An 18,529-nucleotide genomic window follows, 5' to 3' on the forward strand; every position below is an offset into this window, starting at 1 on the left:
TACCATTTTACCTTTACGTAGGTTGTCACATTAGCGAAAAGTATTGTGAAGTTCGTTATCCATTTTCTCAAACTCTTGGGCTACTGAATGAATATTATCGACCGCTTGTTGAAAGGCAGTGGAAAATTGTTTCGTAAAATCTAACATTTGTTGATTCGCTTCTTGTGCTTTAGAGTTAACAGATAGTGTTGTACGCGTCGCCTTTGTTATAGAACGATTTGTTGCACTCTGGATTATATCCGAAGCTGTTCTCATCTGCGTAGCAATTTGTTGTGCCGTTTGAAAATTACTTTGAAATTGTCCCATCACTCAAATCCTTTCTCTAATTTTCAGAACATGTCAAAGAAATCCCAATAAACATCTGAAATTTCTCTATCAATATCGCTCTTTTTAAACGTGTGTCCAACACAATCAAATGAGCCATACAATATAAGCTGTATGGCTCATTTGAAATACTTGTTATATAGAGTATGACAATTTTTATTTCAAACCGAAATTACGTGATAATTCTTCATCATGAGAAGCAACAGCCTCTGCAGTTTTATTAAGCTGCATATTAATTTCTTGTAATAGCTGTGCGAAGTTTTGTACTTTTGGCTTTAATTGATTGAACTGTTGATCAAAACCTTCGAAAGCACGACCTTCCCATTCTCCTCTTAATTCATTTTGTAAGTTTTGTAGTTGACTTAAAATGTCCTCAATTTGATTTGCACCTTGTCCATATCGAGCTGCTTTCGATTTAAGCTCCTCTGGTGACATACGAATTTGTCCAGCCATTTTCATTTCCCCTTTAATACATAATGAGCAAAATATAGATTGGTTAATTTTACTAAATATATTATAAAGTATTATTCTGAACTTTTAAACGTTTTATCTTTCTATTGAATATTAAAATATTAATATTCTACTTTTTCTTGCTTCACAAGATTTTATGCAAAAAAGACCGCCAAAAGGCAGTCTCAAAACTTAATCCTATTCCCCATCCTTCCTCTATTTAAACGTAATTCTATATTCATGATGTTGCTTCTCTCTTTTCTTTTCCATAGTCTTTACTGACTATAGGAGAACCGCGATTATATACTTAATATTCAATACAGACTCTTTAAAAGGTTTCCTGTGTTCTACCCCAACCTTCAAATAAAGAATATATTTATGATTAAAACTAATTATATTTTTTTACCTTTAAAGGAATAGATATAAAATACAAATCTATAGCATAAATAGTAATCAAAATACCTTTACCTTCATCAGCAAACTTTGATTGATGAAACTGTTCTGAAACTTTTCTTTTTCCCCATTTTTTAGGAAACCATTGAAATCCTGAAAACATATAATTAATCTACCTTTTCATTAAAATTTTGCTAGTTTATTTCTTAACTCTAACTCTTCAACTGTTTCAAAACCTTAAAAAAATAAACTATCGATTTAATTATGATTAAAAAATACATTGTATTCTTTAGATGCTTTTTTCAATCAAAAAACTATTTTTCTTTTTTCCATGATATTTGAAATTCCCCACCATGTTCTTCCGTTTTAATTTTAACCTTATATGTATCATCCTTAGGCACTTTAATATTTTTTTCGCCTTCGCCACTATTAAACTCTAGTATTGTATTATCATTTGAATCCACAACATAAGCAATTATAGTTCCTTGTTTAGTTTTATCATCAAAAGAAAAAATCCAATTCTCACCTTTTTTAACTTTCCTATCTTGAGTTGCAGATCCAGTAAATTTTCTATAATCTCCAGATATACTACCTGATACACTATCTGAAGAACCATGAACTTTACCACCAACAATAGTTCCCTCTCTTGTAAAACAACCACTAAGAATTACTAAACACAAAACAAATAAAATTGTATTTTTAAAAATTTTTACCATCATTACCCCTTCTATTCCCAATAAAATTTTCACCATTAAACTTATAAAAATAACTATAATAAAAAATTATATCCATTAAGATATATATATTTTATTATAGTTATAAATTTCAAATTATTATTTCAAATCTTCACGCAACTTAATTTCATCCTCATTTATGTAACCAGTAAAAATAACTTCTGATATGTATTCATGGTTAAAAAACATATTATATTCAGTTGAAACATTTCCAATAGGATAATAACAAGCCACATAATCCCAAGTTTCCTTAGTTTTTGAATCTTCCTGTTTTCTACCATATATCATCAAAGGTTGCTCCCACGTTTTAAATTACTCCAGTCTTATATTAATCCCGTTTTTTTGTAAATTTATCATAAAATTTCTCTTGCGCCCACCGTCCGAATTTTAAAAAACATATTAAACCTACACCCAAAAGAATGAGAACGATAGTTCCTAACAATTTTTCCCACAAATTGTTGGATGGAGTAATCATTAATCCTATAATAGATACAGATATTACGACATAAACTAAAATATATAATGGTTTATACGATGGAGTTTTCATATCATTTTTTCTCCTCAGGTTTTTCAAATTTTAAACTACTTCCCACAGTAAAACCCTCTAAAGCAGGAACCGTTATACCAGTTTCTTTTCCAACGCTACCTTTCAAACCTATTGCGCCTAATCCCAAATCACCTTTAATTTCCAGGTCTATACCTCCAAAAATTGGAAACTGATCTGAAAAATGTAGCATACTTACTTCTACTTCATACTTAAGTGTAGAAGCTTCCGATCCTGCTTTTAAGGAGTAATCGTCAATACCCGCTATAACTTCTCCTGAAAAATTTTTTTGAGTAACTGTAACCTCTCTATCTTTTAATTGTATAATACCTAAAGGTGTCATTAAAGGAATTGTGGATTTAAATTTATATGAGTTATCTCAAATACCTGCTGCCCCTTTTACGCCAATAACTTTACTAACAAATACATCTTCTTTTAAACTCTTCCAATCATAGGGTATATTCACATCCAATTTCCCAGCTATAGCCTTTGTTGAAAGCTCATCACCATTAGAGAAGCTGCTCTTTTTTTCCATTTAAAAGCCTATACGTATTTTCCCTCCATCTTCTATATGCTTCCGTAAATAATAATACTTATGGAGTTCTATAATCATATAAAACAAAACAAACGAAATCACTGTGCATGCAGACATAAATACAATTGCCCCCATCTGTTGTGTTGCAATGCTAAGAATTATATTAGCAATTAACTGCCCCAATCCCGCTGCAATAGCTGCTACTTTTACACCACCAGATCCTTTCGACGACTTTGATTTTTTTCTTGGTTCCTGAAGTTTTTCAATATGATTTTTATAAAAATAATACAAAGCAAAACCATACAAACCAAATGAAAGAATAAAATAGATGGGAGTTTGTAATTGTAACACTTCATAAGCATATTTTTGAGTTATAACCAATAATCCGACTGAACATATGGCGCCATATACTCCTCGAAATAGAGTGTATTGTAACTGTCGTTTCCGAGGATTAATAGCAATCCATATCGCCCACAAATTTAAAAAAATAACTGGAGGAGTTACTATATATACATAGAGTAATTGAAAAGGATTCGCAAACGCAGGCAAAAGAACAAACACATCTGCCCCCAAAAGGACAAGACCAATTACGTGAACTCTTATTTCATTTACAGGATAAAGAGCCATATAATGTGCAAAAGCTTTCTTATTAAAATCTATACTTTTTTTCATATTAATTAAACCACCCCGCTACTGTTCCAATCGGTAAAAGTTTCATAGCTATTTATTCTACTTTTTCTTAAATTTATCCATAATATTATGAGCAACTATATTCCATAGTAAAGAAAGTACGGTAACAAAAAGTACAGCTAAAGAAAAATAAATCCTATCCTTCCATGTATCATGTACAATCATGCCCAGTATAATCATTATTAACGCACCAACACATATAACTATTTTTGAAAATTTTCGCATTCTATTATCTCGATTCCTTCTCAAATTTAAATGAAACTCCCCCGCCATAACCGTTAGGTGAAGTTGCGGAAACCCTGATTCTTCACCTGCGCGGAATCTATAAACATACCCGCCTATTATAATTTCACCTTTCATACATAATGAGCAAAATATATATTGGTTAATTTCACCAAACGCATTATAATATATTATTCCGAACTTTTAAACACTTTATCTTTCTATTGAATATTCTACTTTTACTTGCTTTACAAGATTTTATGCAAAAAAGACCACCAAAAGGCAGTCTCAAAACTCAATCCTATTCCCCATCCCGCACTCCACCGCTTTCTCATACAAATACTTCGCGACGATAATATCTACTACTGCCAAACCAAATGATTTGAAAATAGTAATCTCTTCATCATTTTCGTGTCCAGCTTTTCCCCGCTTATAATTTGTCCAAGTTCGGCGTGGAGATTGCTAGTTTTATCAGAATTTGAAGGTCACCTGTTTCTAAATCACATTCAATTAAGCAATCCTACAAATGCCTCTTCTTCCTCATCTATAAAACCTACAAATATAATTTCTTCAATATCCTCATGATTAAATACAAATGTATACTCAGGATTAATGTATCCTTCTGGATAAAAACAGCCAATATAGTCATACATCACAGGTTCTTTAACCATAAGTTTTTGTTTTCTTCCATAAATCACAATTTTCTTCGTCCCACCTTTTAATAGAACAATAGAACCATTTGGTAAAAACTTTTCTTTAGAAAATTGCATAATTCCCCATCCTTCCTTTATCTAAATATAATTCTATATTTATGATTTTGCTTCTCCCTTTTCTTTTCCGCAGTCTTTACTGGCTATAGGAGAACCGCGATTATATACTTAATATTCAATACAGACTCTTTAAAAGGTTTCATGTGTTCTACCCCCATCTTCTATATGCTTCCTTAAATAATAGTACCTATGGAGTTCCATAATGAAATGAAACAAAATAAACGAAAGCATGGAGTATACACACATTAATACAATTGCTACCATCTTTTGTGTTGCAAAACCAAGACTGATATTAGCAACGAGTTGACCCAATCCTATAAAAGCCACTACTCCGAAACCCGAGTTTTTTTTCGATGATTTTGATTTTTTGATTGGTTCCTGAAGTTTTTTAATATGATTTTTATAATAATAATTCAAAGCAAAAATATACAAACCAACCGAAAAAATAAAATAGATGGGAGTTTGTAATCCTAACATTCCATATGCAAACTTTTGGGTTATAACTAATAATCCTACTGAACATACGATACCAAATACCCCACGAAATAGAGTGTATTGTAATTGCCGCTTCCTAGGATTTATAACAATCCATATTGCCCATAAATTTAAAAAAGCAACTGGTGGAACTATTATGTACATATATATCGGTTGAACAGGACTCGCAAAAGCAGGTAAAAGCACAAATATATCTGCTATCCCAATCACAAGAGTAATTATAGTCGATCTTATATCATTTACAGCATAAAGAGCCATATAATATTCAAAAACTTTTTTATTAAAATCTGTATTTTTTTTCATGTTAATTAAACCACCCTGCTACTGTTGACCAAGTTTTTTTCGCACCCGTTTTCACCATATCCTTAATACTATCATCTTCACCATCACCATCTAAATCAACATCCCATTTTACACCTTCTGTGAAATATTATTCTCTTCTCGAAAAAAAGATCAACCCATGAATAAGATCCAGGCTTATCGAAAATTGCAAAAAGCCGGAGATTTTGCCAGTGTAGAATCTATTGGGACCCACACCATGCGCAAAACCTTCGGCTATTGGTTCTATAAACAAACAAAAGATGTTGCTATGTTGCAAGAAATACTTAATCACAGTACACCGCAAATCACATTGACTTATATCGGAATCAATAAAGAAGAGAAAGATAATGTACTAAATACATTTTGTATTTAATTCAATTGTAATAAAAAACTATATTTCCAACAATTTCTCACGTAATATCAATTCATTTTCAGTCATGTAACCTCTGTGTAATTCTTCTACAATCTTATCGCAATTAAAGCATAATACTTTTTCATCACCTAAATAACCAACTGGATAAGGAACACCTACATAGTCAAAATCACGTTTATCTGCTGAAATAACCATTCTTCCGATAATCATAATGATTGGTTCTACACCTTCTAGTTTAACAACTGAGCCAATAGGTAATAGTTTCATTTATTTGCTCTCCTTTTTCTTTTTATATCTGAATATAAATTCTAAAATAATTATAAAAGCAAATCCAATAGATAATTGAATGACTGTAAAAAGGATTTTTTCTTTTGAAGAAGCTTCAGGTAAATTCCATATTACTACAAGGGGAATAAGTACCCCAACACTGGTAATAATCCTTAACAATTTATTCATATTTTGAATTCCCCTATCACATAGGTAATATCATTTCTTGTTAAATTTACTATGTAACAGTTCAAAAAATTTATTTGCACCAAGTGAAATTGCACCAATAATAAGAACCCCGATAATAAAATAAATCTTTTTAAATAAACTGTAAGGAGATAAAATAGCAACTACAAGAAGTATTATAATTGCAACGAATGTGACTAACTTTCCAACTTTAAATGCTTGCATATCAGCTTTCCTCTTTCTTTGGTTTTTCAAATTTAATAAATCCTCCAAGGCCAAACTCTTCCCCAAAGTATCCCCCGGTTTCAGCTCCAAGCTTTACTTTATAACCGAATGTACCTAATCCTAATTCACCTTTTGCTATTACATCACGGTCTCCTATAAATGGAACGAAATCTGGGATATGAAAAAGATTTAACTCTGCTTCATATTTGTTAGCAGTAAGTTCCGATGCAATTTTTAATGTATATTGATCCACACCTGTTGTAAAGTTTGCTTCGCCAAACTTTTGAGTAATGGTTAACTCTTGCGGAGTAAACCTAATAGGTCCAATGGGCCCAATAAAAGTAGTAATTGGAACCTTTATTTTTGTTATTTTAAAGGAGTTTTCTAAAGCAGATCCCTCTATTTTTGCTCCAATAATATTTCCAGCCATTAAATCATCTTTAGCAGCATCAAAAGAAAAAGGCACATTTACATCTATTTTTCCAGATAAAGCTTTCATGTTCCACTCGCTGTTATTACCAAGAGGCTCCTTACCATCAATCACAGAACCTTCTAAAACTCCTCCAACACGATCTCCATCTTTCCATTCTGCTTTACCTGTAAAATATTTAATGTTATCCTTATCATCTTTTTTAGTTCCTGCCTGTGCTATTTTATTAGCTTCACGAGTTTTCTTTTCTGTAATTTTTTGAATAGATATTGCCCATCCCATGTTCAACACTTGCGTATCAAATATACCACTAACGGCATTAAACCCTTTCCCACTTTGAACTTCCGCAAGACCTGTAGCAATACTAGTTGCTAATTGAAGTGCTGTACTATAATTATTACTAGAGGTCTGATTGAATTGATACAAATGATCCAGCTTTTCTTGCAGTTTTTGCCTCATAACAATAAAAAGATTTACCATGGCATCCATACCCGGCATTGGCATGGCTTGATTAACAGCTTCCATACTTGTTTTCATTCGGTCAATTTCTCGAATTTGTTCTAATATCTCGTGTTCAATTACATCTGCCTGAGCTACCTGTGATTGAAATTGACTTGGAAAAGCATCATTCTGACGAATCAATTCTTCACATAAATAAATGATCCCTTGCGCTAAAGGACGAAAGGTTTGTACAAAAAATGATTTTGCACTACTATATGTTTGCCCCTGTAAAACAGTATCAACTGCAAAAGCGTCAATCGACTGAATCGCTTGTTCCATACCTTGAATGGTAGCAGTACATACAGCATTCATGCTTTGAGTTTGGCTTCGTACTTCTCCCAAATACATATTTAAACTCATGCATTGACCTCCCTTGCTAATTGTTGTTGTTGATAGGAAAGGTCGTTTTCTAAATCATTAAGGTCTCGTCTTTCTTTAAGCAACGTTTCTTTTTTGTTTTCCAATTCAAATGTGACTTTTCTTTCAATATGTTGTGCATCTTGATATGTATTCATAAAAAACTGAGACATTTCTCTATCACCATGCCAAGTTCCTAAAATTCGATCAAACAAACGACGATTTCGACTTCTACATTCATAAAAATCTGCTTCCGCTTGTTCTTGAGCTTGAATCGCAGATTGATTTCGGTCCTGTTCTTCAAATACACTTCGTAACTTTAGATTTAACTCTTTAATTTGATTTTCAATATCCCGATCCATCTTTTTCCTCCTACTATTTTACTTTACGTAGGTTGTCACATTAGCGAAAAGTGTTGTGAAGTTCGTTATCCATTCTCTCAAATTCATTAGATACCGAATGAATATTATCAACCGCTTGTTGAAAGGCAGCGGAAAATTGTTTCGTCAAGTCTAAAACTTGCTGATTCGCTTCTTGTGCTTTGAAGTTAACAGATAATGTTGTACGCGTCGCCTTTGTTATAGAACGACTGGTTGCACTTTGAATCCTATCAGAGGCTGATCCCATTTTCGTAGCAATTTGCGTTGCTGTTTGTAAATTACTTTGAAATTGTCCCATTCTTTCAAACCCTTTCTATAAGTTCTCCAAATGCATCAAAGAAATCTCATAAAATATATATCCCTATCAATATCACTCGCTGGGCATGCAATCAAATGAGCCATACAATATAAGCTGTATGGCTCATTTGAAATGCTTGTTATATAGAGTATGACAATTTTTATTTCAAACCGAAATTACGTGATAATTCTTCATCATGAGAAGCAACGGCCTCTGCAGTTTTATTCAGCTGCATATTAATTTCTTGCAATAGCTGTGCAAAGTTTTGTACTTTTGGCTTTAATTCATTGAACTGTTGATCAAAACCTTCGAAAGCACGACCTTCCCATTCTCCTCTTAATTCATTTTGTAAGTTTTGTAATTGACTTAAAATATCCTCAATTTGATTTGCACCTTGTCCATATCGAGTCGCTTTTGATTTAAGCTCCTCTGGTGACATACGAATTTGTCCAGCCATTTTCATTTCCCCTTTAATACATAATGAGCAAAATATAGATTGGTTAATTTTACTAAATATATTATAAAGTATTATTCTGAACTTTTAAACGTTTTATCTTTCTATTGAATATTAGAATATTAATATTCTACTTTTTCTTGCTTTACAAGATTTTATGCAAAAAAGACCACCAAAAGGCAGTCCCTCATAACGAAATTCTGTGTTAACTTATAACAAAAAAGAGGAGCCATCTCCTCTTAATAAATAAACACTACTTAATTTGTTCCTTATGCTCATGGTTAACAACTACATACCATTTTCCTGTATCAAATTTTTCTTTATTAATCACGTAAACTTTACTTTCTCTCATTACCTCCCCTGGTTTTAATCCCTTAGTAAGAGTAGAGGTCTCGCCTTTTTCAACCGCATAACTACTAGCTGCCAACACATCACTTTGGTAAGCATTATCATTTTCATCCACTAAATTCACTGATGGTAAAACGGCTAATTTCATCGGTTCGTTTGTGATATTTTTCCCTTCTGCTTCTACAACAATAAAGACATGTCCATCTTCAGGTTTTTGGAATCCTATACTTTCTTTACCAACCTTATCTCTTTCTACAACTCTTTTTACAGTTACATCAAATTTAGGCGTATGAAAATCCTTGTTTACAGCATACTCTTTTTCTTTTATTTTTGAGTTCTCTTTTGTTTGTTCTGTATTTTTCTGCTTTGTATTCTCTTTCGTTTTCGCCTCATCAGTTGTTTGCACTTTCTTTTCTTCTTGTTTAGAATTGGTTTCTTTAGATTCTGAAGAAGTTTTGTCGGATGTATTGCCGCAACCAGATAAATTGAATACTAAAGCGCCACCTAAAATACATGTAGTGAATTTTTTCAACATCTCTTTTTATCCCCCAATAACACGATATGCAAATTCCTTACTTATCATAGCAAGAAATACCATCTTAAATTGTTGCATCTTGTCGAATGATTAAGAATAATCAAGTTACTCCACGTCCTCTTTTATTATCAAGGTAAATATAAGTCTATATTGGGGTAGCATCAACATAGACTTATATGCTCTATAAAACCTGCTATAATAGTTTTTTACACCCTTAGCGTACAATTTTTAATTTTCGGTAATGTGACCATTTGAAGGATAATTGAAATATTAAGACCAACTGATAGAGGTGTTTGCGTGGAATTATTTGAGTATTATAAAAAAAGAGGGAAGTTTAAGTGTTTAATTGGAACTGGGCTTTTTCTTTATGGATTAATTGGTATGTATAATACTTGGGGTAATATTAATTGGGGACCAGTAATCTTAATTATTATAGCTTCTCTTGTATTTTTTAGTATTGGATTTTGGCAATTAAGAAAAGGAAATTTACTAGAAAAAAATATAGTTAAAAATGATTTAACATTTTGGGATATTGATACTTATGTTTTGTTAGAATTACCCGGCAATAATAAACATTTAGGTTTATATACTCCTGATGGAAGATATGTAGCAGGAACAAAGATGATTTCTTCAACATTACCTATTTTAAAAAATAAAGAAGTTTTTGGATTGGAAGCAAGTGATGGAGAAATTCTTGCATATTTTCAAAGTGAAGTTGAAAATTATGATTGGGCTATTTATGATTCGAATTATAATTGTGTAGGTATGTTTAAAGAAAATATGATACAAGGATTTGGAATGGTACGTGGTTCTTTGATGAATGAAAAAGAGATAAAAATTTCTGAGATAGAAGTGGAATTTGATTTTTTCGAAACGTCTTTTCATACAATGGATGATCGTATATTAATAAACTGCAAGAGGGGATATATGCCTTTAGAATGGAGTAAAAGATTTGGCTTAAATGTACCGATTATTAAATTAGGTAATAATATTTCTAATGCTGAAAAAATATTTGGTTTAGGTATTCTTCTTTATATTTTAGAAACAATTAAAGTAAGAAAAAGTAGGATTTTTAATGATTAGAATTAAATATTTATATTATGAAATTTATTAAATCTTTTATTAGAGATTACATCGCCGAAAGTGAAATATTGTATATTTTAGAATTACTTTACGTTCACTTCTTAAAATTGATGAGCATTTGTTATGCCAGAACCAACTGGAAATGGAAACGGCAAGCGAGTATGCTCCGCTTGCCGTTTTTTCATAGCTTCGTATGTATTTGAATTCCTTTCGCTTTCTCTTCTTCACCCTTCACGCGTACAATTAAATCATATGATCCGGGTTTTGGCGCTTCAAAAGAAAGCAAACCTTCTTTTTGAGAAGTGACTTCTTCTTCATAAATGACCTTATCATCTTTTGTGACTTGCAATAAAATCGTACCTTCTTCAACTGCTGCCTCATAAGGAATTTCCACATTTCCTTTTTCAGCTTTAAGCGTTTGTACATCGTAATACCCCTTGTTAAAGTCGTTTCGCCATTTTTTTGAACCTTTGTGACTTTTGTTGCTGTATTACATGCACTTAACAATACAACCAGAGTGAAAATGAGAAATAAACGAAGCAATTTCATAGAGAGTCCCCTTCCTTTAAATATATTAAGGATAAAATATACAATCTAACATATCATTACAATTATAGTTGAAAAATAAGGAAAATTATATAACAGGAAATGCAACTATAAACAATCACTGACCATTAGTCTACAACCAATCTCACACCCACACACAAAAGAAAAAAGCACCAGGTCCCCCCCGATGCTTTCTCCTCTAAAACAAATGACAAGCCACCTGATGCCCTTTCGCAATCTCAACCATTTTCGGTACTTCCTGTGCGCATTTTTCAGTGGCGAATTTGCAGCGCGTTCTGAATTTGCAGCCGGATGGTGAGTTGAGCGGGCTTGGAACTTCACCTTGCAGGATGATTCGTTCTTTGCCTGCGTTTGTTGGGTCTGGTTCTGGCATGGATGAGAGTAGTGCTTGTGTGTATGGATGTGCCGGTTTTGTGTATAGGTCTTCACTGTCGGCAATTTCTACTATGTTTCCTAAGTACATGACTCCGATTCGGTCTGATATGTGTCTTACCATAGATAGGTCATGTGCGATGAATAAGTATGTGACGCCTGTTTCTTCTTGGATGTCTTGCAGCATGTTTACGACTTGCGCTTGGACTGAGACATCTAGTGCTGAGATTGGTTCGTCACACAGAATGAAATCTGGTTTTACAGATAGTGCGCGCGCGATGCTGATTCGCTGTCTTTGTCCTCCGCTAAATTCGTGCGGGTAGCGATATAAGTGTTCTTCTTTTAACCCTACCTTTTTCAGCAGGTCTAATATGATTTCTTTTTGTTCTTCTTTTTCGTAAGATCCGTGAATGTTCATCGGCTCGCTAATAATTTGAAATACATTCATCGACGGATTTAATGATGCGTATGGATCTTGGAAAATGATTTGCATTCGTTTTCGATATTCTTTTAGTTCACTTTCCTTTAAACTTGCGATATCTTTTCCGTCGAATAAAATGTTCCCTGAAGTGACATCGTGTAAGCGAATGATGCTTCTTCCTGTCGTTGATTTTCCGCAGCCAGATTCCCCTACTAGCCCGAATGTTTCACCCTTTTTTATTGTGAAGCTTAAATCGTCTACTGCTTTTAATTGCTCTGTTTTTCTGCCGAATAGTCCTTTTTTAATAGGAAAATACTTTTTTAAGTTCCGAACTTCAATTAAGTTTTCTTCACTCATGGGAATCACCTACTTTTTCATCGTTTAGCCAGCACATAGAGCGTCTTTCGTTTCCGATTTCAAAATATGGCGGACGTTCTTTTTCACAAATGTCCATCTTATGCGGACAACGCTCTGCGAATGGGCAACCTTTCGGCGGATGTAGTAAGTTTGGCGTTACACCTTGAATTGGCGCGAGTCTTTCTTTTACGCCGTTCGATATTTTCGGCAAGGAGTTTAATAGCCCTTTCGTATATGGATGATTCGGCGATTGGAATATATCAAGTACAGGTCCTTCTTCCATAATAAGCCCGCCGTACATAACGATGACACGTGTACAGTTTTGCGCGACAATTCCTAAGTCGTGCGTAATAAGAAGTAACGCCATATTCGTTTCGTTCTTTAAGTTTTTCATTAAATCTAGTATTTGTGCTTGTATCGTTACATCAAGTGCTGTCGTCGGTTCGTCCGCAATGAGAAGGTCTGGATTACAAGACATCGCCATTGCGATCATAACTCGCTGCTTCATACCGCCGCTTAGTTCATGCGGATATTGTTTTACCCTTTCTTCTGGTGAAGAAAGACCGACTTGTTTTAACAAGTTGATCGCGATCTGCTCTGCTTCTTTCTTTTTCACTTTTTGATGTCGTATAATTACTTCCGTCATTTGCTTCCCAATTTTCACGACTGGATTTAGCGCCGACATTGGATCTTGAGAGATAAGTGAAATTTGATTTCCTCGAATAGAACGCAATTCTTTTTCAGATTTAGAAAGGATGTTTTCATTATGAAAAAGAATCTCTCCTTCTTTCACTTTCCCTGGCGACGTAACGAGAGACATAACGGACTTCGCCATTACACTCTTCCCGCTTCCAGATTCCCCAACGATACCAACTACTTCTCCTTTATTTAAGCGAAATGTCACGCCTCGAACCGCTTCAACTTCGCCACTTTCTATGAAAAAAGAAGTCTTTAAATTTTTCACTTCTAGTAGTTTTTCAGACACGCTTCTCACTCCTTTCACTTAACACGTTAGTTTTCATGTCCAGCTCCTTTTGGTGCGAAAGCTTTCTTCAATGCTTCACCAATTACGTTAAAACTTAATACCGTTAAAAGGATAAGGAATCCTGGGAAGAGTGTTAAATACCAAGCTTCACCAATATATCCTTGCGCATTATTTAGCATGCTGCCCCAAGAAGAATCTGGTTCTCTAATACCTAATCCTAAGAAGCTAAGTGATGATTCCATTAAAATCGATGTCGCAATAGTTAATGTCGCGGCGATTATAATGGTTGATAAAATGTTAGGAATGATATGTCTTACAATTATCATGAGTGATTTTTGTCCTGATACTTTTGCGTATAAAACGTACTCTCGCTCTTTTACAGATAACGTTTCTGCCCTTACGATACGCGCAGTGTCCATCCACGTTAGTAATCCAATAATAAGAACTAACGTCGTAATTCCTGGTTTTAAATACGCATTTAATAGTAGCATTAAAAAGAATGATGGAATTGACATAAGTACTTCAACAACTCGCATTAAAAAGTTGTCTAACTTTCCGCCAAAATATCCGCTAATTGTTCCAACTGCAGTGCCGATTGTAATAGAAACAACCATCGCAAGGAAACCGACCGCAAGTGAAACGCGTCCGCCATATAACGCCCTCGTTAAGTAATCCCTTCCATAATCATCCGTTCCGAAAGGATGACTTAAACTCGGTTCTTGTAAACGATCTGGAATCGACATTTTACTAGGATCGTATGGCGATACGAATGCAAAAATTGATGCGATCGTTAAAACCGAAAGTATAATAACTCCCATTACTACAAACTTATTTTTTGTAAAACTACTTTTTATTGTTTGAAATCTCCTATTATTCATTCCAAATCACCCCCTCATGCGAATGCGCGGATCTACTACGCCATATAAAATATCAGCAATTAAGTTACCGAGAATTAACATGAATGATGATAGTAATGTAATTGCCATGATAATCGGATAATCAAATCTAAAAATAGCATTTACCCCAAGTGAACCAAGTCCTGGCCATGAGAATACTGTTTCCGTAATAAACGCTCCGCCTACTAAACTTGGAATCGATAATCCGAAAATTGTAATGATCGGTATTAATACATTTCGAAGTACGTGATTAAATAACACTGTTTTCTTTGAAGCGCCGTACGCATATTGAATTTGTACATATTCTTCTTCTAATTGCTGAATCGTACTTGAACGAATATATCTCATATAAACAGATACGTTTTGGAACGCTAGCACCATGCAAGGTAAAATGCCGTGCTGCACAATATCCCAGACAGAATCTTTACCTACGGTGCGCATACCCATACTCGGAAGTAGGTTCAATTTTAAAGAGAATAAGTAGACTAATAGTAGTGCAAACCAGAAAACCGGCATAGAAATACCAACGTATGAAATAAAGTTTATAATGCGGTCAAAGTATGAATTCTTTTTCACACCTGTAAATAATCCAAGTGGTATTGCGATTACGAATGAGACGAGTAAAGATGATCCCATTAACCCAATTGTTGCAGGTAATCTTTCTGTGATAAGCTCCAAAACAGGACGATGATTTTGAAGCGAGTAACCAAAGTTTCCTGTTAAAATGTTTTTTAACCATAAAAAATACTGCACGTAAATGGGTTGATCTAGTCCTAAACTTTTGCGAATACGCTCCACGTCAATTGGACTCATATTCGGCGTGACAAAGTTTCGAACCGGATCCCCTGGCGCTAATTTTATTAATAGAAAAGAAATAATAGAAATAACAAATAAAAGTGGAATTGCATTTAAAAGCCTCTTTGCAATTACTTTATACACAAACTTCCCCCCTCAGGATAAAGCGAAACTTTAATCAGCCTGCACCAATTAGGCTTTAATGGACAATCCGACGACTCCCGCCCTACTTCCTCGCGTTCATCGAGTTTTGAGGCGGGAGTCTTACTGCCCGTTAAAGCGGGATAAAGAAGCTGATTTCCACCAGCTTCTTTACTGTTTCTTATTTCACTTCATAAATCTTAGATAGATCTTCAAACATTGTGACAGGAATTGCTTTCGCTTCTTTCAATCCGTCAAACTTTTTATCTACTGCAATAACTGCTTTCGGATAAGCAATTGGTAGATAAGGTACGTCTTCTCTAGCTGTCTCTTGAATTTTATGGTAAAGCTCTGCGCGTTTCGTTTTATCTGTTTCAACTGCAGCTTCTTCCCATAATTTATCGAAGTCAGCATTTTTATAACGTGCATAATTGTACTCGGCATTACTTAAGAATAAGCTCTTATATGAATCTGGCTCAGGTCCCATAATGTAACCACCAAATGTAATGTCATATTCTTTATTCTCTTTATCTAAGCCTTTTTCACTTGCCGCACTAGCATCTAATGCATTTAGTTCAACTTGTAAGCCAACTTCTTGTAATTTTTGTTGTGTATATAACGCTAAGCTTTCCATAATTTTATTATTCGTTACATACATAACTCGTACTTTTTCTTTATCTTTCACGCCAGCTTTTGCTAATAAATCTTTCGCTTCTTTTTTATCATACTTATAGTCTTTAATATCTTTCGCATAATACATAGCGTCTGGCGTTAAGATTGAATTTGCTGGTTCTGCAAATTCACCTGAAACGAACGCTGAGTTAATCATTTCTTTTTTATCTAACGCATGCGCAATTGCTTGGCGCACTTCTTTTTTCTTCATCAAATCTGTATTCATGTTATAAGATAAGTAGAATAATCTACCTTCAGGGAATGTCACCATTGAGAAGTTCCCAGTGCTATCTAGTTTCTTAAAGTCTTGCGGCTCAATCATCTTCATGTTGATTTGACCATTTTGCAGTGAAACATTTGCTGTATTACGGTCTTTTACAACGCGGTATACGATAGAGTCTAATTTAGCTTTACCACCTACATAATCATCGAATCGATCTAATGCAACGTACTCATCTGATTTATACTCTTTAAACTTAAACGGACCTGATCCAACAGGCTGTAAGTTTTTCGTACTCTTCGCTAAATCTGCTTCCCCTTCAAATACATGTTTCGGAATTGGGAAGAAATCATTCATTACACCTTCGAAAGATGCACTTACTTGCGGTAAAACAAATTGAGTCGTTAACTCATCTACTTTTTTCACCTCAAGCGGTTTTCCTTTAAAAATAAAGTTTTCACGACTTGAGCTATTTTGCTTCTCATCTAAAATAGATTGGAATGTAAATGCTATATCGTCTGATGTAATTTTCTTACCATCATGCCATTTTAAATTATCTTTTAATTTCAACGTCCACGTTAATTGATCTTCTGAAGGCGTAAAGCTCTCAGCAAGAACAAACTTTTTCTTACCGTCTTCCATGTGATATAGCGGTGCATATAAAGCTTGCTGCACAGTTAATGACACACGATCATTCGCATAAAGCGGATTCATCGTATCTGGATTATCGCTAACACCAATCGTTAACGCCCCTCCATCTTTCGGATTCCCTGACTTACTAGTGCCCGCTTGCTTCGAAGAATCTTTTTCCCCAGAACAAGCCGCTAATGCAATAAGTAGTATTAGGACAAATGGTAATGCAAATAACTTCCGTTTCATCTTTCGGCCCCCTCGAACTGTTTATACCCATAAGAAAACTCGGAATTAATTCCGAGTTTTCTTATAAGTTTTAAATTACCACTACCAGTATGTATTGTCAAACTTTTTCGCAAAGGTAGAAAGTTTGAAATCTATTAATAGAAACAAATACCTCCCACAAAAAAAGACCACCAAAAGGCAGCCTCAAAACTCAATCCTATTCCCTATCCCACGCTCCACCGCTTTCTCATACAAATACTTCGCAACGATAATATCTACTACGGCCAAGCCAACTGATTTGAAAATAGTAATCTCTTCCTCATTCTCTCTACCAGCTTTTTCACCGCTTATAATTTGACCAAGTTCGGCGTGTATGTCGCTAGCTTTAAATAAACCTTCTTTTATTGGCACTTGAAGATCGCCCGTTTCTTCTAATGCTGCTTCTTTTGATTCGACTACTACTTTATTTGCGTTCACGATGGCGTGAGATGGTAGTTCTTGCATGCTCGGTCTGAATGAACCGACGGCGTTTATGTGGACACCTTTTTGTAGTTTTTCTGAGAAGACTGGTGTGGATGCATTTGTTGTTGTGACGATGATGTCTGCTTCGCTTATCGCTTCATTTGGATTTCTATAAACGTAAGCAGGTTTGCCGAATGTCGTTTGTATATGTTGCACGAATGCATACGCTTTTTCTTCCGTTCGATTGTATAAAATGACCTTTTCGATATTTCTAACCGCGAATACTGCTTCTGCAATTCCTTTCGCCTGTTCACCGGTTCCAATAATACATAAAGTTTTTGCGTTATGACGAGCTAAATGTTTTGTTGCTACTCCTGATAAGGCACCTGTTCGGATCATCGTTAAGTACGATCCTTCTAAAAGTGCGAGTGGTTCTCCCGTTTGAAAGTCCGATAGCATTACAATCCCGTTTATCGTTTTCTTTCCTATCTTTTTGTTCTGCGGGGCGACTGTTACTACTTTTAAGCCGAGTGCCTCAAGTCCTTCCGCTACTGAAGGCATAATTAATGCCGTATTTTGTTCGCTTGCAAATGGTAATGAAGTACGTATTGGTGTGATCGTTCTTTCTACGGAAAATTCTTGTAAAGCAAGCGCCGCGTATGCAATGACTTCGTTCATATTTACTAAATTTCTTTGTTCTTCTGCGCTTATAACTAGCATATCTTTCCACCTCCTCCTTCTATCCCGTATTAACGGGCAGTAAGACTCCCATCTGAAAATTCGGTTGGACAAAGAAGTTATATGGGAGATCAACTGCCCGTAAAAACCCGATTGGTGTGGGCTAATAATCAATGGAGGATAAACCCCT

Annotated in this window: 25 protein-coding genes and 4 pseudogenes; 2 read left to right on the top strand and 27 right to left on the bottom strand. The window is 34.5% G+C overall.

Translation table 11 applies throughout. The features are described from left to right. Positions 1 to 30 precede the first annotated feature (30 nt). The 12 genes and pseudogenes from JDS95_RS12305 to JDS95_RS12355 form a co-directional block, all read right to left on the bottom strand. Positions 31 to 306 carry a TIGR04197 family type VII secretion effector gene (locus JDS95_RS12305; protein ID WP_000529651.1) on the bottom strand — a complete coding sequence of 92 codons (276 nt, stop codon included), beginning with the start codon at positions 304 to 306 and terminating at the stop codon, positions 31 to 33. A 174-nt stretch (positions 307 to 480) separates the two neighbouring features. After that, positions 481 to 777: a WXG100 family type VII secretion target gene (locus JDS95_RS12310; protein WP_000918591.1), complete on the bottom strand. Its 297-nt coding sequence runs from the start codon at positions 775 to 777 to the stop codon at positions 481 to 483. A gap of 385 nt (positions 778 to 1,162) precedes the next feature. Continuing rightward, the gene (locus JDS95_RS12315) at positions 1,163 to 1,330 is read right to left on the bottom strand and encodes a hypothetical protein (RefSeq protein WP_000490950.1); all 168 of its coding nucleotides are present in this window, start codon (positions 1,328 to 1,330) and stop codon (positions 1,163 to 1,165) included. Positions 1,331 to 1,481: 151 nt separating this feature from the next. Next, positions 1,482 to 1,883 carry a hypothetical protein gene (locus JDS95_RS12320; protein WP_000238712.1) on the bottom strand — a complete coding sequence of 134 codons (402 nt, stop codon included), beginning with the start codon at positions 1,881 to 1,883 and terminating at the stop codon, positions 1,482 to 1,484. A 117-nt stretch (positions 1,884 to 2,000) separates the two neighbouring features. Continuing rightward, a pseudogene (locus tag JDS95_RS12325) lies at positions 2,001 to 2,213 on the bottom strand (DUF4176 domain-containing protein); the annotation flags it as partial. Between the two features lie 16 nt (positions 2,214 to 2,229). Continuing rightward, complete coding sequence (locus JDS95_RS31120; RefSeq protein WP_000856862.1) at positions 2,230 to 2,448, bottom strand: hypothetical protein; 219 nt, start codon at positions 2,446 to 2,448, stop codon at positions 2,230 to 2,232. Between the two features lies 1 nt (position 2,449). Beyond that, positions 2,450 to 2,788: a hypothetical protein gene (locus JDS95_RS12330; RefSeq protein WP_085450114.1), complete on the bottom strand. Its 339-nt coding sequence runs from the start codon at positions 2,786 to 2,788 to the stop codon at positions 2,450 to 2,452. Positions 2,789 to 2,824: 36 nt separating this feature from the next. Beyond that, positions 2,825 to 2,980 (bottom strand): hypothetical protein, encoded by a 156-nt coding sequence (locus JDS95_RS12335; protein ID WP_000412691.1) that lies wholly within the window; start codon positions 2,978 to 2,980, stop codon positions 2,825 to 2,827. Next, the gene (locus JDS95_RS12340; protein WP_000748155.1) at positions 2,981 to 3,652 is read right to left on the bottom strand and encodes a hypothetical protein; all 672 of its coding nucleotides are present in this window, start codon (positions 3,650 to 3,652) and stop codon (positions 2,981 to 2,983) included. It abuts the gene before it with no gap. Positions 3,653 to 4,180: 528 nt separating this feature from the next. Beyond that, positions 4,181 to 4,362: pseudogene (locus tag JDS95_RS12345) on the bottom strand (ornithine cyclodeaminase family protein); the annotation flags it as partial. Positions 4,363 to 4,398: 36 nt separating this feature from the next. Beyond that, positions 4,399 to 4,662 (bottom strand): DUF4176 domain-containing protein, encoded by a 264-nt coding sequence (locus JDS95_RS12350; protein ID WP_001160635.1) that lies wholly within the window; start codon positions 4,660 to 4,662, stop codon positions 4,399 to 4,401. A gap of 129 nt (positions 4,663 to 4,791) precedes the next feature. Beyond that, the gene (locus JDS95_RS12355) at positions 4,792 to 5,460 is read right to left on the bottom strand and encodes a hypothetical protein (RefSeq protein ID WP_000742403.1); all 669 of its coding nucleotides are present in this window, start codon (positions 5,458 to 5,460) and stop codon (positions 4,792 to 4,794) included. Positions 5,461 to 5,587: 127 nt separating this feature from the next. Here JDS95_RS12355 and JDS95_RS12360 point away from each other — a divergent pair. Next, a pseudogene (locus tag JDS95_RS12360) lies at positions 5,588 to 5,851 on the top strand (tyrosine-type recombinase/integrase); the annotation flags it as partial. Positions 5,852 to 5,869: 18 nt separating this feature from the next. Here JDS95_RS12360 and JDS95_RS12365 read toward each other — a convergent pair. From JDS95_RS12365 to JDS95_RS12400, 8 genes are all read right to left on the bottom strand, one after another. Then, complete coding sequence (locus JDS95_RS12365; RefSeq protein ID WP_000771612.1) at positions 5,870 to 6,118, bottom strand: DUF4176 domain-containing protein; 249 nt, start codon at positions 6,116 to 6,118, stop codon at positions 5,870 to 5,872. Further along, the gene (locus JDS95_RS12370) at positions 6,119 to 6,307 is read right to left on the bottom strand and encodes a hypothetical protein (RefSeq protein WP_001037836.1); all 189 of its coding nucleotides are present in this window, start codon (positions 6,305 to 6,307) and stop codon (positions 6,119 to 6,121) included. 30 nt (positions 6,308 to 6,337) lie between these two features. Beyond that, positions 6,338 to 6,529 (bottom strand): hypothetical protein, encoded by a 192-nt coding sequence (locus JDS95_RS12375; RefSeq protein WP_001147555.1) that lies wholly within the window; start codon positions 6,527 to 6,529, stop codon positions 6,338 to 6,340. A 1-nt stretch (position 6,530) separates the two neighbouring features. Then, positions 6,531 to 7,820 carry a T7SS effector LXG polymorphic toxin gene (locus JDS95_RS12380; RefSeq protein ID WP_000056152.1) on the bottom strand — a complete coding sequence of 430 codons (1,290 nt, stop codon included), beginning with the start codon at positions 7,818 to 7,820 and terminating at the stop codon, positions 6,531 to 6,533. Further along, positions 7,817 to 8,179, bottom strand: coding sequence for a DUF3958 family protein (locus JDS95_RS12385; RefSeq protein ID WP_085450117.1), 363 nt, complete (start codon positions 8,177 to 8,179; stop codon positions 7,817 to 7,819). The genes JDS95_RS12380 and JDS95_RS12385 overlap by 4 nt, the downstream gene beginning before the upstream one ends. Before the next feature lie 40 nt (positions 8,180 to 8,219). Continuing rightward, entirely contained in the window at positions 8,220 to 8,495 is a 276-nt protein-coding gene (locus tag JDS95_RS12390; protein ID WP_000529667.1) for a TIGR04197 family type VII secretion effector, read from the bottom strand. 160 nt (positions 8,496 to 8,655) lie between these two features. After that, a complete protein-coding gene (locus tag JDS95_RS12395; RefSeq protein WP_000918602.1) occupies positions 8,656 to 8,952 on the bottom strand; it encodes a WXG100 family type VII secretion target in 297 nt (98 codons plus the stop codon). 250 nt (positions 8,953 to 9,202) lie between these two features. Then, entirely contained in the window at positions 9,203 to 9,832 is a 630-nt protein-coding gene (locus tag JDS95_RS12400) for a hypothetical protein (protein ID WP_000913410.1), read from the bottom strand. A 297-nt stretch (positions 9,833 to 10,129) separates the two neighbouring features. Here JDS95_RS12400 and JDS95_RS12405 point away from each other — a divergent pair, with 297 nt between their 5' ends. Then, on the top strand, positions 10,130 to 10,915 hold the full coding sequence (locus JDS95_RS12405) for an ABC transporter ATP-binding protein (protein ID WP_199690527.1): 786 nt from the start codon (positions 10,130 to 10,132) through the stop codon (positions 10,913 to 10,915). Positions 10,916 to 11,096: 181 nt separating this feature from the next. On the opposite strand, the pseudogene JDS95_RS12410 reads toward JDS95_RS12405, so the two are convergent. The 7 genes and pseudogenes from JDS95_RS12410 to JDS95_RS12440 all read right to left on the bottom strand — a co-directional run bounded on the left by JDS95_RS12410 (position 11,097) and on the right by JDS95_RS12440 (position 18,381). Then, positions 11,097 to 11,464: pseudogene (locus JDS95_RS12410) on the bottom strand (BA_1872 family lipoprotein). 196 nt (positions 11,465 to 11,660) lie between these two features. After that, positions 11,661 to 12,632, bottom strand: a complete 972-nt coding sequence (locus tag JDS95_RS12415) for an ABC transporter ATP-binding protein (protein ID WP_141522706.1) — start codon at positions 12,630 to 12,632, stop codon at positions 11,661 to 11,663. Continuing rightward, positions 12,625 to 13,617 carry an ABC transporter ATP-binding protein gene (locus JDS95_RS12420; RefSeq protein WP_144466917.1) on the bottom strand — a complete coding sequence of 331 codons (993 nt, stop codon included), beginning with the start codon at positions 13,615 to 13,617 and terminating at the stop codon, positions 12,625 to 12,627. The genes JDS95_RS12415 and JDS95_RS12420 overlap by 8 nt, the downstream gene beginning before the upstream one ends. Positions 13,618 to 13,643: 26 nt before the next feature. Continuing rightward, positions 13,644 to 14,495 (bottom strand): ABC transporter permease, encoded by an 852-nt coding sequence (locus JDS95_RS12425; protein WP_001065314.1) that lies wholly within the window; start codon positions 14,493 to 14,495, stop codon positions 13,644 to 13,646. A 6-nt stretch (positions 14,496 to 14,501) separates the two neighbouring features. Then, positions 14,502 to 15,452: an ABC transporter permease gene (locus tag JDS95_RS12430; protein ID WP_000278784.1), complete on the bottom strand. Its 951-nt coding sequence runs from the start codon at positions 15,450 to 15,452 to the stop codon at positions 14,502 to 14,504. A 178-nt stretch (positions 15,453 to 15,630) separates the two neighbouring features. Continuing rightward, the gene (locus tag JDS95_RS12435; protein ID WP_000823575.1) at positions 15,631 to 17,220 is read right to left on the bottom strand and encodes an ABC transporter substrate-binding protein; all 1,590 of its coding nucleotides are present in this window, start codon (positions 17,218 to 17,220) and stop codon (positions 15,631 to 15,633) included. Positions 17,221 to 17,403: 183 nt separating this feature from the next. Next, positions 17,404 to 18,381 carry an ornithine cyclodeaminase family protein gene (locus JDS95_RS12440; RefSeq protein ID WP_000960272.1) on the bottom strand — a complete coding sequence of 326 codons (978 nt, stop codon included), beginning with the start codon at positions 18,379 to 18,381 and terminating at the stop codon, positions 17,404 to 17,406. Between the last annotated feature and the right edge of the window lie 148 nt (positions 18,382 to 18,529).

This window comes from Bacillus cereus group sp. N24 (assembly GCF_016483345.1).
In the GTDB taxonomy this organism is placed as follows: Bacteria; Bacillota; Bacilli; order Bacillales; family Bacillaceae_G; genus Bacillus_A; species Bacillus_A toyonensis.